The sequence below is a fragment of the Flavobacterium hungaricum genome, from assembly GCF_015182285.1.
Taxonomy (GTDB): Bacteria; Bacteroidota; Bacteroidia; order Flavobacteriales; family Flavobacteriaceae; genus Flavobacterium; species Flavobacterium hungaricum.
This window is the reverse complement of record NZ_PRDM01000001.1, coordinates 1,651,579-1,664,989: the sequence shown is the minus strand read 5'-3', so window position 1 is coordinate 1,664,989 and position 13,411 is coordinate 1,651,579. Positions and strand designations below refer to the sequence as shown.

General features: G+C 31.8%; 16 protein-coding genes and 1 tRNA gene. 7 read left to right on the top strand and 10 right to left on the bottom strand.

Features of this window, described 5'->3' with window-relative positions; genetic code table 11:
* Positions 1-112: 112 nt before the first annotated feature.
* Together C4F50_RS07130 and C4F50_RS07125 are read left to right on the top strand one after the other, a co-directional pair.
* On the top strand, positions 113-913 hold the full coding sequence (locus C4F50_RS07130) for a DUF1444 domain-containing protein (RefSeq protein ID WP_193845715.1): 801 nt from the start codon (positions 113-115) through the stop codon (positions 911-913).
* Between the two features lie 32 nt (positions 914-945).
* Complete coding sequence (locus tag C4F50_RS07125) at positions 946-1,623, top strand: hypothetical protein (protein WP_193845714.1); 678 nt, start codon at positions 946-948, stop codon at positions 1,621-1,623.
* Positions 1,624-1,690: 67 nt separating this feature from the next.
* Here the strand turns inward: C4F50_RS07125 and C4F50_RS07120 are convergent, their stop codons facing one another.
* Positions 1,691-2,902: an outer membrane protein assembly factor BamB family protein gene (locus C4F50_RS07120; RefSeq protein WP_193845713.1), complete on the bottom strand. Its 1,212-nt coding sequence runs from the start codon at positions 2,900-2,902 to the stop codon at positions 1,691-1,693.
* A gap of 377 nt (positions 2,903-3,279) precedes the next feature.
* On the opposite strand from C4F50_RS07120, the gene C4F50_RS07115 reads away from it, so the two are divergent.
* The 3 genes from C4F50_RS07115 to C4F50_RS07105 all read left to right on the top strand — a co-directional run bounded on the left by C4F50_RS07115 (position 3,280) and on the right by C4F50_RS07105 (position 5,080).
* Complete coding sequence (locus tag C4F50_RS07115) at positions 3,280-3,786, top strand: hypothetical protein (RefSeq protein WP_193845712.1); 507 nt, start codon at positions 3,280-3,282, stop codon at positions 3,784-3,786.
* Between the two features lie 127 nt (positions 3,787-3,913).
* A complete protein-coding gene (locus C4F50_RS07110; protein WP_193845711.1) occupies positions 3,914-4,840 on the top strand; it encodes a DUF2268 domain-containing putative Zn-dependent protease in 927 nt (308 codons plus the stop codon).
* 75 nt (positions 4,841-4,915) lie between these two features.
* Positions 4,916-5,080: a hypothetical protein gene (locus C4F50_RS07105; RefSeq protein ID WP_193845710.1), complete on the top strand. Its 165-nt coding sequence runs from the start codon at positions 4,916-4,918 to the stop codon at positions 5,078-5,080.
* Between the two features lie 33 nt (positions 5,081-5,113).
* Here the strand turns inward: C4F50_RS07105 and C4F50_RS07100 are convergent, their stop codons facing one another.
* The gene (locus C4F50_RS07100; RefSeq protein ID WP_193845709.1) at positions 5,114-6,583 is read right to left on the bottom strand and encodes a 2OG-Fe(II) oxygenase; all 1,470 of its coding nucleotides are present in this window, start codon (positions 6,581-6,583) and stop codon (positions 5,114-5,116) included.
* Between the two features lie 325 nt (positions 6,584-6,908).
* On the opposite strand from C4F50_RS07100, the gene C4F50_RS07095 reads away from it, so the two are divergent.
* The gene (locus C4F50_RS07095; RefSeq protein ID WP_193845708.1) at positions 6,909-7,376 is read left to right on the top strand and encodes a hypothetical protein; all 468 of its coding nucleotides are present in this window, start codon (positions 6,909-6,911) and stop codon (positions 7,374-7,376) included.
* Between the two features lie 61 nt (positions 7,377-7,437).
* Here the strand turns inward: C4F50_RS07095 and C4F50_RS07090 are convergent, their stop codons facing one another.
* The 3 genes from C4F50_RS07090 to C4F50_RS07080 form a co-directional block, all read right to left on the bottom strand.
* Positions 7,438-7,785, bottom strand: coding sequence for a putative quinol monooxygenase (locus C4F50_RS07090; RefSeq protein WP_228011975.1), 348 nt, complete (start codon positions 7,783-7,785; stop codon positions 7,438-7,440).
* 109 nt (positions 7,786-7,894) lie between these two features.
* A complete protein-coding gene (locus C4F50_RS07085; protein WP_228011974.1) occupies positions 7,895-8,572 on the bottom strand; it encodes a carboxymuconolactone decarboxylase family protein in 678 nt (225 codons plus the stop codon).
* A gap of 76 nt (positions 8,573-8,648) precedes the next feature.
* Positions 8,649-9,056 (bottom strand): (R)-mandelonitrile lyase, encoded by a 408-nt coding sequence (locus C4F50_RS07080; protein WP_193845706.1) that lies wholly within the window; start codon positions 9,054-9,056, stop codon positions 8,649-8,651.
* Between the two features lie 269 nt (positions 9,057-9,325).
* Here C4F50_RS07080 and C4F50_RS07075 point away from each other — a divergent pair, with 269 nt between their 5' ends.
* Complete coding sequence (locus tag C4F50_RS07075; protein ID WP_193845705.1) at positions 9,326-10,222, top strand: helix-turn-helix domain-containing protein; 897 nt, start codon at positions 9,326-9,328, stop codon at positions 10,220-10,222.
* Positions 10,223-11,081: 859 nt separating this feature from the next.
* Here C4F50_RS07075 and C4F50_RS07070 read toward each other — a convergent pair.
* From C4F50_RS07070 to C4F50_RS07050, 5 genes are all read right to left on the bottom strand, one after another.
* Positions 11,082-11,159 (bottom strand) — tRNA-Val (locus C4F50_RS07070).
* 270 nt (positions 11,160-11,429) lie between these two features.
* Positions 11,430-12,047, bottom strand: coding sequence for an SMI1/KNR4 family protein (locus C4F50_RS07065; RefSeq protein ID WP_193845704.1), 618 nt, complete (start codon positions 12,045-12,047; stop codon positions 11,430-11,432).
* A gap of 23 nt (positions 12,048-12,070) precedes the next feature.
* Positions 12,071-12,337, bottom strand: a complete 267-nt coding sequence (locus tag C4F50_RS07060; RefSeq protein WP_193845703.1) for a hypothetical protein — start codon at positions 12,335-12,337, stop codon at positions 12,071-12,073.
* Between the two features lie 10 nt (positions 12,338-12,347).
* A complete protein-coding gene (locus tag C4F50_RS07055; protein ID WP_193845702.1) occupies positions 12,348-12,719 on the bottom strand; it encodes a nuclear transport factor 2 family protein in 372 nt (123 codons plus the stop codon).
* Positions 12,720-12,755: 36 nt separating this feature from the next.
* Positions 12,756-13,319, bottom strand: coding sequence for a hypothetical protein (locus C4F50_RS07050; protein WP_193845701.1), 564 nt, complete (start codon positions 13,317-13,319; stop codon positions 12,756-12,758).
* Between the last annotated feature and the right edge of the window lie 92 nt (positions 13,320-13,411).

Genomic DNA, 13,411 nt, shown 5'->3' with positions numbered 1-13,411 from the left:
GAATTTTAAACGAAATTATTCAGGACAATAAATAGCAGTGTCCAAAATTTGTTCTAAATCACCGCTAGAAAAACGAAAGTCTAAAAAACAACACTAACAGTAAATTTACTTTATGCCGCAAAATTCTAAAGATAATGGAAACAATGATTTTGTATTTGAAAAATTCAAAATTGAACTTGAAAAGAACAATATTGAAATCAATTATATAGATTCAGAAGACTTTATTCATATAAATATTGATGGAAATGATTTAAAAATAAGTTTAGATAATGTCAGACTAAATTACGAACGAGATTCTGATGAAAGTCATATTACAGATTTAGTTAAAACGATCATTTCATATTCTTATGATCTCCCAGATTGGGAAAATGCAAAAGACAATGTTTATATCGAATTGTTTCCTAATGATTTTGATTTCGAAAATTTCATTTATGAAGAAGTTACGCCTGAATTTTCTAAAGTTTATGTTGTAAGCGAAAACGAAAGATTGTCATGGATTTCTAAAGACGATTTAAAAACCTGGGGAATTACCGAACAGGATTTGATAAAACAAGCCAACTTGAATGCGGATCTATTATTAGACAAAACAAAAGTAAGTTTTGATTTTATAGAAAATAGAAAATTAGGAATGATTGAAGTTGATCGAACATCTTTAAAAGCAGCTCTTTTATTTGCTCCAAAAATGAAGCAAAAGTTAGAATCTGATTTTGGTTTTCCTTTTCATGCGGTAATCCCTGTGCGTGATTTTTGTTATATTTTTTCTGAAAACGATTTTGACTTTTTCGCAGCCAGAATAGGGAAAGTTGTTGTAGAGGAGTATCTAAATTCGGGTTATCCGGTAACGACAGAAATTTTGAAGTTTTCAGAAACAGGAGTTTCTGCTTTAGGGAAATATCCAACTCAAAATAACTAAAATTAAATGCTGCCTTACTTTAATATACCAATATGAATTTTTCGACCCTTATTTATAAATCAGATTTACAAGATAAAGAACCCTTTTCAAGATTTTCTAATCTTAAAGAGGATGAAGATTATTATTTTAATGAACAAGATGGATATTATAAATTTTCTGTTGATTTAGAACAGCTAGTTCGAGGTAATATAATCGACGATTTCTATGAAAACTTAGAAGAAATAGACTTAGACAAAACAACAATTTATACTTTTCAAACATTAAAATTAAATTGTGATGATTCGCTGCTTCGGCTATTTCCAAAAGTTAGTCTGTTGTTAGAAACGATAATTGATTTTTGTAATAAACTGATTTATTATTATGAAAACTCTGCCGACAAAAGCTATTTTTACACTTTAGAATATGAAAATAGGAGTGCTACAATGCACCGATTTGCAGCTGATAACGAAAATTATAAAGTGGATACTTATGATACCATTGATAATGAAACCGACGAAATAGAGCTTTATAATTACGACCGAAAATCTTCACAAAAAATAGCATTAAAAGATAAAAAAGAAATAACAATTTTAGGGCATGACTTTGTAATCAAAAAGATATTCTTTAATGATAAGAAAATAGAAAGATTATCAAAACTGTTAGATCTTGTTGAAGTCTCAAAATATTACAAAGGTTCTAGTTCTTTTATTGAAATGGATAATAGTTTTTAGAATACCACAGATTAATTCTTTAAATTAAAAATATAAAAAAAGCTGTCTAATTAAGACAGCTTTTTTATTATCGAATTATTTTAAGATACGCACTATAAATATTGTCTTTTAAAGAAGTTCTCATATAGTATACGTTTTCGTCTTTTTCTGTGAGATCAAATTCAATCAATCCGGCATCGCAATAATAATAAAGTAAGTTATCATTATCAGGAAACTCAATATTTGAAACCGGCAAAGTAGTTAATTTTAGTTCAAATGCAATTTCACCATTGGATAAGTCCAATTCAAACATTTTTGCGTTACGAGTATAACTCCAAAGGTTTTCTCCTTCTTGCTGGATGTATTCGATATTATCTCCTTTAATATCTGTTTTCCACAATTTAATTCCGGTTTTAGAATCAAGAGCGTATACAGACGAAACCTCAGAGCCTTGGGCAGCAAAATATACTTTTTTGTCTTTGCAAAAGATACGCTCCTTTACATTATATTGGTTTTCATCTAATTTAAACTGCCATAAAATATCCAATTTATCAGGGCTTAAGGCAAATAGAACCTCTTTTTCATTCGCCACAAAAATACTTTCACCATCTGTCACTGGTTTTCCAGACATCACAGTATCAAAACTTTTTTGGTTTAGAACCGTTCCGGTATTAGCATCAAAACTATACATCGTTGAGCCGCTTTGAGTAAAAATTTTGTTGTCAAAAAAGAGAGGAGAAATGTCGTTGGCAGCAGTATCGAATTTGTAATTCCAAACCAGACTTCCGTTTTTTACATCAAGAGCATACAAATTACTGCTTTGGTTTTGATTTTGAGCCGTTATGTAAAGCTTTCCGTTATGTATAACCGGAGTTTGATCTTTTAAAATAATTTGATCTGTAGTGTTTCCTAATCTTGCTTTCCAAAAAATATCACCGCTTTGATTGTCTACTGCAAAAATTTCACCATTAACAAAAGGAATGTATACAACACCATCAAGTAATGTTACTTTATTGGCGCACATTTCGGTAGTGGCGTCTGAAGGTTTTACTGTCCAATTGATCTTTTCTGCATCCAAATCAAATGAAAAAAGAGTTCCGTCATAATCGTAAATCAGCATCGATTCTTTGTCTAATGGCACTTTTGTTAGCGAACTAACCGCTTTATTAGTAACCATTTCACTAGGCGGCAGGGCTTTATTAGAAGTATTCGCTTTAGTAGGTTTTGAAGCGTCCGGCGTCTGCCCAAACATATTTATAAAAGTAAATACAAATAAAAAGGGTATCAGTTTTTTTTTCATTTCTTAGATTGGGTTTGATAATTTGAAACAATTGCAATTATTTAGAATACAATCCTTTAAATTAAACGATTTAGTAAACATTAGTCAAGATAAAACGATTCTGTATTTTGAATTTTAAAGCCTAACAATATCCAGGCCAAATATAGTAAAATATTATTTTAGCCCTTAAACCTTATAAGTTCATTAAATTTTAAATTAGGTTTAAAACTAATTTCCCGAGATACCATTTAAAACCCATTACAAGATTTTATAGTTAAGGATATTTGTTATATTCGTAGAACGTAAAATAATGCGATTAAGTTATAATGGTGCCATTTATTAAAATTAAAAAACTAAAAATTCTAGTTTTCTCTTCGTGTTTATTACTTATTCTCAGTTTGAGCAGTGCTTTTAATTCTGTTGATAATCCAAAAAATAAAAAGTATGGATTAGAAAAAAATAAAATAAATACTGCTGGAATTTACATTTCCCGAGATACCCTTTTTTCTTTAGACAAAAGATACAAAAATGAAATTACTGTAGATTTGCTAAAACTAAACGAAAATAATACGGTGCAGGTTTCTTTTATGAAATATTCTTATCTGGAAGGGGAGGACAAAATGAATAATGAAAACATAACTACATGGCTTAATAGTGAAAGTCTGTATACTTATAAAATAATAGATGACAGTAAAATTGAAATAAGCTGTTATCATAAAATGCCAAAGAGAAAATGGAATGATTTTGCTACCGCCAGCACTGTAAAAATTAAAGCAAAATTTGAAATTTTCGATAACAAGCTTGTTCAGTTATCCGGCTCTAGCAAATTCAAAAGAGTCTACATTTTAGATAAAAACATGACCAACAACCATAAAAATATCAAAATTGGAAGTGCTTGCGATTAATGAAAATAATAAATGCATTTTGGTTAGTTAATTTACGAAGATATGTACTGTAAAATGAACCAGAATTGTAGTAATAATATTTCTTATATTCGCTTTAAGAACTGCCGCAATCAAAAAAAATGTCCTTATGAAGTTAAGTCTTGCAACAGCCCTTTTTATCATTTTTTCTAATTTTCTTTTTGCACAAAATAATTTCTCGGACAATCCCTCAAATGCGGTTTTTGAAACAAAAGATTCTAAAAATTTCTGGGAAGCATTTGCTAAAATGGACAAATCAAAACAAAATCCGTTTGTTGAATACATGCAAAATGGTTCTCCAGGCGTTAAAGGCTTTACCGAAAACAGAATAATTAATGCTGATTCTCTTTTTGCTGTAGTTAAGAAAAGAAAGGCCGATTATGAAGCATCAAAGCATGTTTTAGACGGCATTTCGTCTAAAGAAAAAAGGGTAAGAGCAATTTACAGCGCCTTGAAATATTGGTATCCTAAGGCTAAATTTCCTCCTGTTTATTTTGTTTACGGAAGATTTAATTCTGGAGGAACAACTTCTCCTGACGGCATTATTATTGGAATCGAAATGCTTAAAAATCTGGACGGCGTTGCGCCATTAATTGCACATGAACTCATTCATTACCAGCAAAATATTTTAGGAAAAGACATGCTCTTAAAATGGTGTTTGTTGGAAGGTGGTGCAGATTTTATAGGCGAACTTGTTTCGGGCGAATCAATAAATCAGTTTTCGTATCAATACGGCGAGCAAAACAAAGAGCAATTGTGTCCAGAATTTGTAACGAGATTAAAAAATCCGGACTATCAAGATTGGTTATACGGAACTTCAAAGAAAGATGACAGGCCCAATGATTTGGGATATTGGATTGGTTATAAAATAATTGAATCTTTTTTTAATAAACAAAAAGACAAGCAAAAAGCAATCGAAGAGATTCTCCATATACAAGATCCAATGCAGTTCTTAAAAGAAAGCGGTTTCTTAGACGTGTATATCGAAAAGTATCAAAAATCAAAAAAAGAATCTTTTGATGCGTTTTTTAAATAAATCTCATGATAATGATAAAAACTGAAAGTAACTTATTTCAAAGCTTTAGAAATTGCTAAGACTTATAACTGCGAAATGCCAAATCTAGAAGTTGATCTGGTAAAAAAGGAGGGGAGCTTATTTTGGGAGTTTACCAAATGGGATGCTATAAACAAAAGCGGAAAAGGAAATCATTTTTTTGTAGAGGTCCAAACAGGGAAGATCTCAAAAGCAACTTATGAATTGGTACGAAAATTTTAGAAAACCTTGTATACGATAATGTTTTTTGCTCAATTATCCAATTGTCCAAGTTTTAATTGTTCCATCATACGATGCACTTAATATCGTTTTGCTGTCTAAGATTTCAATGGATTGCACAAAGTTTTGGTGTTCTAGCTCTGAAATCAATTGCCCATCTAAACTCCAAATTTTCACTTTGTTATCTTCGCCGCCCGTTATAATATAGCTGTTGTCTATTAACTTAATGGTTCTAATTATTGCAGCATGCGCCTTGAATGTATGTATTTTTTGCTGTTGATAATCTGCTGTCAAAGTGCGGATAGAAATTTCACCATTTAAATTCCCGCTGATTAATTGTCTTTTTTCATTGTTATAAGCAAGGCTGATAACTGGGTAATTTGTGTCAAATGTATTGATGGATATTTCAGTTTGACAATCCCAAATTTTTATAGAGCCGTCTTCTGAACCGGATGCGATAATCGTATCCTCCAGTTTTATGACTTTCCAAACCCAATTGGTATGCTCTTTAAAAGTTTTTAAAACAGTTCCATCTAAAGTAGATATTTTGATAGTATTGTCTCCACTGCTTGAAGCAAATGTATTGGCGTCAATTCGGCATATTGAAAGCACAATTGCCGAATGAATTTTTATTTTATTTAAAATTTTGTAGTCTTTCCAAACTATTAGCTGCTGATCTCTTGAACCCGAAATAAAAATGGCATCGCTTATTTTCTCAAGGCACAAAATAGAATTATCATGTCCTTTCAAAGATCGCTTTTCTTCTCCAGAAATTGTCCAAGCCTTTATTTCTTTGTCCCTGCCGCCGCTTAAAATTGTATTGTCGTCAATTTTGAGCAGCGACCAAATATAGCCCAAATGACCATCAAATGGCTCTTTACGGCTTTCTGTTTCTTTTTTTGAATAGAGAATATCACTTCTTAAAACAAACTTTTCGCCTTGTGTCAAAACCTCTCCTTCGTGCCAGACATTATGGTCAAAAACTATTAGGTCACCTTGTTTTGGAACATAGGAAGCCCAGATTTCTTCTGTTTCTTTTGTTTTGTAAAACAAAGTTCGTCCACCTTTAAATTCTGATGCATTATTCAAATAAATCATAAATGTCAACTTTGATTGAGTCGTGTTGTCACGATAATGAATTCCATCAAGATGTCTGTGAAAATATTGATGAGCTGAATATTTGCAAAATCTAATTCTATTGTTCAGCTCCTTCAAATGCCAAACCCCATTTTCAGATTGAATAGTTGAGTTTATTTCGATGATTTCCGGCAGATACGGTTTTACTTTGTCAAAAAGCTGCGTCGCCAAAACATCGCTATCCACTACAAACCTGTCATTATTTCTGTAATACGTAGGGTAATTAGAAATTGCTTTTTGAAATGAGTTTTTAATTTCGGTATCTAATAATTGCTCACATTCTGATTTACTAAATAAAGCAGGGATTACAAAACAAGTAAAATCTTTATCGGGTAGAATATTTTGTATTTTAATTTTAGTAGTTATCAAAGCAATTCTATTTTTTATTTAACGTTTTGTTTGATTCGTGTTTAAAAACAGCTGCGCGTAGCAATCTGTTTATAAATCTTTATAACGGCTAAACGTGCTGTAATCTTTAGCAATAGTACATAAAAATAGCAATACATTGAGTAAGTTTTTTAAAAACAGTATATTATTTTTTCAAGGAAAATGCGGACGTATTAAAATTCAAAAATCCTATTCAATAACGGACATTAATTTTTTCGTAATTTGAAAAGTTTGATCTATACTGGTATTGTATTTGTAATATCCGCTCCAAGAAAACCAAACCTCATAAAATTAAAATTAGAATAAGATGGAAAATAAAATAACGATACCTGAACCGTGCAATCAAAATTGGAATTCAATGACACCAAATAAAAATGGCAGATTTTGTGATTCTTGCAGTAAAACGGTAATCGATTTTACAAAAATGAAGAATCTTGAAATTCACGATTATCTAATTAAGAATTCAGGTAAAGAAAGTATTTGCGGCCATTTTAAAATCAATCAAATAGAAAATCAAAACAATGCCAAGTATTCTAATTTAAGAGATCGAATCAGCAAAATTAGGATTAAACCAATTAAAAAAGCTGCATTGTTTTCATTAAGCTTTCTTTTTACTTTAACAAGCTGCATGGGAAAAGCAGTCGCATATCAAGAACCAGCTGCAATTGATAATGATACTATTAAGGATAATGAAATTATTAATAAAGAAAGAGACACACTACAACAGAATGATTCTATCAAAAAGGAAATTATTCAAATAAAGGAAAATAAGTAATTGCTGTCAGTATCTACAGCTGCTATCTCATCTGTAAATGGCGGTATTTCTAAATTATTTTTTATTCTATCATTTTCTTAAACAACATTTTCATTGATTCTGGATCTATTGCGTTCATGTCAACCAGCTTTAATGATTTGACCATTTTAATCGTCGTTGTTTTATATTTTTGGAAATGAGGTGTTTTTAAATGCGATTGATAAGCATTTTGGTCGTTGTATATTTCGATTATTCGTACTTGAGTTGATTCACTTTTTTGATACATAGGAAATATTGCCAATACACCCGGTTCTAATTTTACTGAAGCTGAAGATTCTTCTTTTAATATTGCTAAATATTCAGATAAATATTCCGGATAAATTTCAATTTCCGAAAGACGAACCAGCATATCTTTTTTTTGAGCAGCCATATTGCTGTGAGTTAAAAACATTGTTCCTAATATTATATACAGGAATAAACTATTTGGAAAAATGCTGTGAAAATTATGGATTGACTTTTTCATTTATCAGGTCAATTAATTAATTGTTTTTATTGTTTTGGATTACTTTCTTCAGGAGACTTTTAACTATTTCTGCCTGCTCTTTTCCAATTTTCTTTTCAATAATAGTGCTCAATTCAATAATTTGGTTCTCTGTAATTCCTGTATTTAGTCCCATTGAAATATGAGCCTGCAATTGAGGTTCTACACCTGACATGGCTGCTAATATGGAAATAGTAACAAACTCACGCTGACGATAATTAAGCACATCGCGACTAAAAATAGCAGCAAATAAATGCTCTTTCAAAAAAACATCGATTACGGGTGCAAAAGCATTAGCTCCTGTTTTTGGCTCTTTTTCCTCTCGTCCCGTTAATTTTTGAAGCGTTTCTTTTCCTACACGATATTGGTCATTTACGGCTTTTATGGGAGATGCTTCTCTGCCTTGTAAATCGGTAATTCCATCGGCTTTTCTCTTTTCCAAAACTTCCATAAAAGCATTGATTGCATTAAGACTTCTTGGAAAACCGCAATAAGCATAAAGCTGTACTAACGCTTCCTTAATCTCATTAATAGTAAGTCCAGAATCAAGACCAGTATTTAATTCTGTTTTGAGTTGCTGCATATTCCCTACGGCAGAGAATGCGGCGATACCAGCCATGCTTTGCTGATGGGCATTCAAATTGTTGCTGTTTGTATTTTTATCTTGTGCGATCATTATATTTATATTTAATAAAAGAATAACAAGCAAAAGTTTTCCGAAATTATTTGCTTCTCTCTTTTTTTGAGAATTATTAATTTGCCTCAGCATATTCTAAATCTGTTACTGGACTTAACCAAACGGCATTTATTTCTCCTTCGTAATTTGTAATAGCAATATGAACCATTTTTGAAGTTGCGGAAGCACCATGCCAATGTTCTACATTCTCTGGTATATTGATTAGGTCTCCTTTTTGGATTGATTGTGCCGGTTTTCCTCTTTCCTGATACAAACCCAATCCTTCAGTAACTATTAAAACCTGTCCTTTAGGGTGTGTATGCCAATTTGTTCTCGCTCCTGATTCAAATGTTACGCTTCCTATTACGAAGTTGTTGTTTTTATCCTTAGCTAGTAATAATTGTAAATATGCGTCTCCTGTAAAATATCCGTTTGTTAGTTTTTCGCCTTTAGAAAAAAGCGATGAAGTGTTTTCTATACTCATTTTTTGTTGAATTATTTTGTTGTTACACGATGTCAGTATCATTATTGATATTAAAGTTAGTCTTTTCAGTATTCCTTTTATCATAAATTTCACTTTTGTATTTTTAAATATTCTAACCAGATTGCAATAAACTATAATGCAAATTTCGTCAGTATACTTCTCTTTAAGTGTAGACAGAATACGGATTTATTTACCACTTTTACTGATTTACTTATAAGGTGGAGTCAGGTAATTTGGTTTCTTTAAATTTGTATAGTAATTTTTTAATTATGGAAGAAGTTGAAAGAATAGATACTGTTAAACAATACAACGACTCTGTTGGAGTTGATACGTTACATCCTTTAGTAAGTGTTGTTAATTTTGATGAGCTGTCAACTTATCAATATTTCAGAAGATATATGGGCGTTTATGCTGTTTTTCTAAAATATATAAACTGCGGGGATATGCGTTACGGATGCCAGCCATATGATTATGAAGATGGAACCTTAATTTTTATTGCACCTGGACAAGTTTACGGAATTAAAAACACAGGAAAAATTATTAAACCTGCCGGAAGAGCACTTGTATTTCATCCCGATTTAATTGCGGGTACTTCACTTGGAAGACATATAAAAGAATACTCTTTTTTCTCTTATGAGGTTAATGAAGCGCTTCACTTATCAAAAAAAGAAAGAGCAACAGTAAATGATTGTTTGGAGAAGATTGCTGCTGAAATTGATTTGAATATAGACAAACATAGTAAAACATTAATTGTTTCAAATATTGAACTTTTTCTAAATTATTGCATGCGCTATTATGACCGCCAGTTTATTACCCGCAGCAATGCAAACAGAAATATTTTAGTTCGCTTTGAAGATTTGCTTAATGATTATTTTAATTCCGATTTACCAAAAAAAATAGGATTACCCAGTGTAACATGGTGCGCAGAACAGTTGCATTTATCGCCCAATTATTTTGGCGATTTAATAAAAAAAGAAACCGGCAATACTGCATTAGACTATATTCAGTCAAAACTTATAGATGAAGCAAAGGTTAAAATATTTGATCCTTTTAAATCAATAAGTAAAATTGCAGATGAACTGGGATTTAAATACCAACAACACTTTACTCGTCTCTTTAAACAAAAAACTGGAATGACACCAAATGAATATAAAAACGCAAATTAAAGAAGTTCATAATTTTAGCATATTTTAATAAATTCAGGGGAGTAAGAAAGATAGATTTCTTTTTATTCAGATTATTTGATCTTTTTACCTGATTCTTTAGGTTTTGTGGTTGATCCAATATCTATGCTTAATTTTTGCTGCTCCACAGGTTTTCGTATTGATTCCAATCTTTATAGTATTGAATAAAGCAAAAAAAACTCCAAAATCAAATGACTTTAGAGTTTTATAATTTGGTGGGCGATGATAGCTTGTTCCGATTCATCGGAAGGTTCGAACCCCAGACCACTTCCGATGCTAATCGGAATGCGCTGAACCAGCTGAGCCAATTTTTATTTACTATTGAATAAAAAAAACTCCAAAATCAAATGACTTTGGAGTTTTATAATTTGGTGGGTGATAATAGCTTGTTCCGGTTCATCGGAAGGTTCGAACCCCCGACCACTTCCGATGCTAATCGGAATGCTCTGTACTAGCTGAGCCAATCTTTATAGTATTGAATAAATAAAAAAAACTCCAAAATCAAATGACTTTGGAGTTTTTAGAATTTGGTGGGCGATGATAGCTTGTTCCGATTCATCGGAAGGTTCGAACCCCAGACCACTTCCGATGCTAATCGGAATGCTCTGCACCAGCTGAGCCAATCTTTATTTATTATTGAATAAAAAAAACTTCAAAATCAATGACTTTGAAGGTTTGTTAAAAATTGGTGGGCGATGATAGCTTGTTCCGGTTCCTCGGAAGATTCGAACCCCATACCACTTCCGATGCTAATCGGAATGCTCTGCACCAGCTGAGCCAATTTTATTTACTATTGAATAAAAAAAACTCCAAAATCAAATGACTTTGGAGTTTTATAATTTGGTGGGCGATGAGGGGTTCGAACCCCCGACCCCCTCGGTGTAAACGAGGTGCTCTGAACCAGCTGAGCTAATCGCCCTATTTTACTAGGTTGCTATCGTTTGTTGTTGCGAGTGCAAATATACAGCTAGATTTTATATTTACAAGCATTTTCTAGAAAAAAATGCAATATTTTTTTAGTATAAAATTTAGAATACTATTTTTCAGTTTATTAGCAAATGAGAAAATGATAATTTCACTGCTGCTTTTAGTATAAACCAGCTTTTAACATTGATTTTTATAGAATTTTACTTTCTATGGAACACATTTTTTATACTGCGGAGTACTGCTGTTGAGTATAATTCCCTTTCTACTCGGCTGCAATATCGCTCCAATCGTTTGCCCAGTTTTTTTCAAAATAAATTTCGGCCTTAAACCAATCTTCCTCATCCCAATCGTCTCTTTCGTCTATTAATATTAGCTTTTCAGATTTCAATTTTTCTATTATTAAAACTAAAAAATCATCAAAACTATCCGCTATAACCGCAATTGGTTCAGGATCACCTGTAGGCAGATACAAAATCTGTCCTAAAGTTCCTTCTGAATTGGGAATTAAATCAATACTCAAAAAATTTCCCGAACCATCATGCGCAAACGGAATTCGATTGATAGAGTAGAGTGTATTGGTGATCTTTTCCGGCTGATTAATTCCTTCGGCTTCTATTTCCGGAGCATCTCTAAAAAAAGTCCAGTTACTGTTGATTTCTTCAATTCCTAAGAAACCAAATCCGCCCATAAAACCAATGCTGCGTTTTTCACCATCGTATTGCTGCAGCAACTCTCTGTGCGAATCAGGCAGTTTGGCGCCTATAAAATTTTCTAGTTCAAGAATTTTATGCGCAGCAGCGCCTGTATTCATAAACTCATCTAAAATATCCAGTCTTGATTTAAAAGCTGCTATGTACTGCTCTGTTAAATTAGGTTCCATTTTATAATAATTAAAATTCTGATTTAAGAAACGTCATGCTCAATACCAAATTCTTCATGAAATGAGCATTCTCCAAACGATATTTCTAATTTTAAAAGCTCTTCAACTATTCCATTTAAAGTTTCAAAATCATAATCTTTAAAGGTTATAATTACTTTTTTGGAGTCTAATAAAAGATCAAATGCATGAGATAATTCAGAAACATTTAAAAGCGTTTTGTCTTTTAAAATCTGAATAAAGTTTATTCTGTAATCTTTATTAAAAGCTTTTAGTAATTCTAAATAATGCATTGTTATACAATTAATTATTGTTTTCTACCAACTCAATATCCATCGTTTTAATAAGACCGTCCTGAAAAGTGTAAACATGTTTTACCAATCCGTCAAAAATTAAACCGTCTTGCAGATCTTTTACATTTTGGTGGACTTTTACTTCCAGACTTCCATTTTCTCTTTCATCAAAACCAACCGGCTCAACTTTAGGATTTATTTCACTCCACTGTCGCGTCCAATACGATCTAATTTCTTCGTGACCTACAATATAACCGCCTTCCCAAGCTTTAGACCATTGTACGTCTTCCTGCATAGTCGAAAGTGCGTTGTCGATGTTTCTTTCGTTAAAAGCTTTATACGCTTTTTTAATCGTTTCTTGAAATTGATTTGTTTCTGACATTTTGATGTTTATATTGCTGATTAATAAAATCTAAGATTAATTATTGTTCTCTTCAAGCTTCGGATTTACTCGACGCAGCATTAGCTGCTCGTCGTCAAGCATTTCAAAATCTAAATCTAAACCAAGCCAATATTCTTTAATAAAATCTAAGAAAGAACTATTCTTAGATTTTACAAGCAAGAAATTTGTAAAATCCATATCTTTCTTTCCTGTCAATGCCATAGAAGGATCTTCAAATTGTTGTTTCCAATTTTCTTCCAGAAAAAACAAATCTTCAGAATTAACAAAATTACGTCTTAGAATGCTTTCTTTAATTTGTTCTAAACTAGGAAGTACAAATGGCTCTTCCTCGACTTCTTCTCTAAAATCAAAATAATCGCCATAAATACAATCTCCAGAACTAAGTAATTTATGCTCGCCGGTCTCTTTTACAAAAACTACCGGACCAGTGCCAACCAGTCTGCCTCTGTCATCCTCAAGACCATAATCTCGGTGTTTGTAATACGCAAAAGTATACTTTTCACTGTCTTCAGTTTCAAAGACAACATATTCGGATCCTAGCTTCTCATCAATAATCTGCTTTACTTTTTCTAAATCCATTTGTTTTGTTTTGGAGGTTGAAAAATAAGTAAAATTGAGAAATCAAAAGCTTTATTACTCAAAGATTTTCTGATTTTAATTTGTATTTTTTA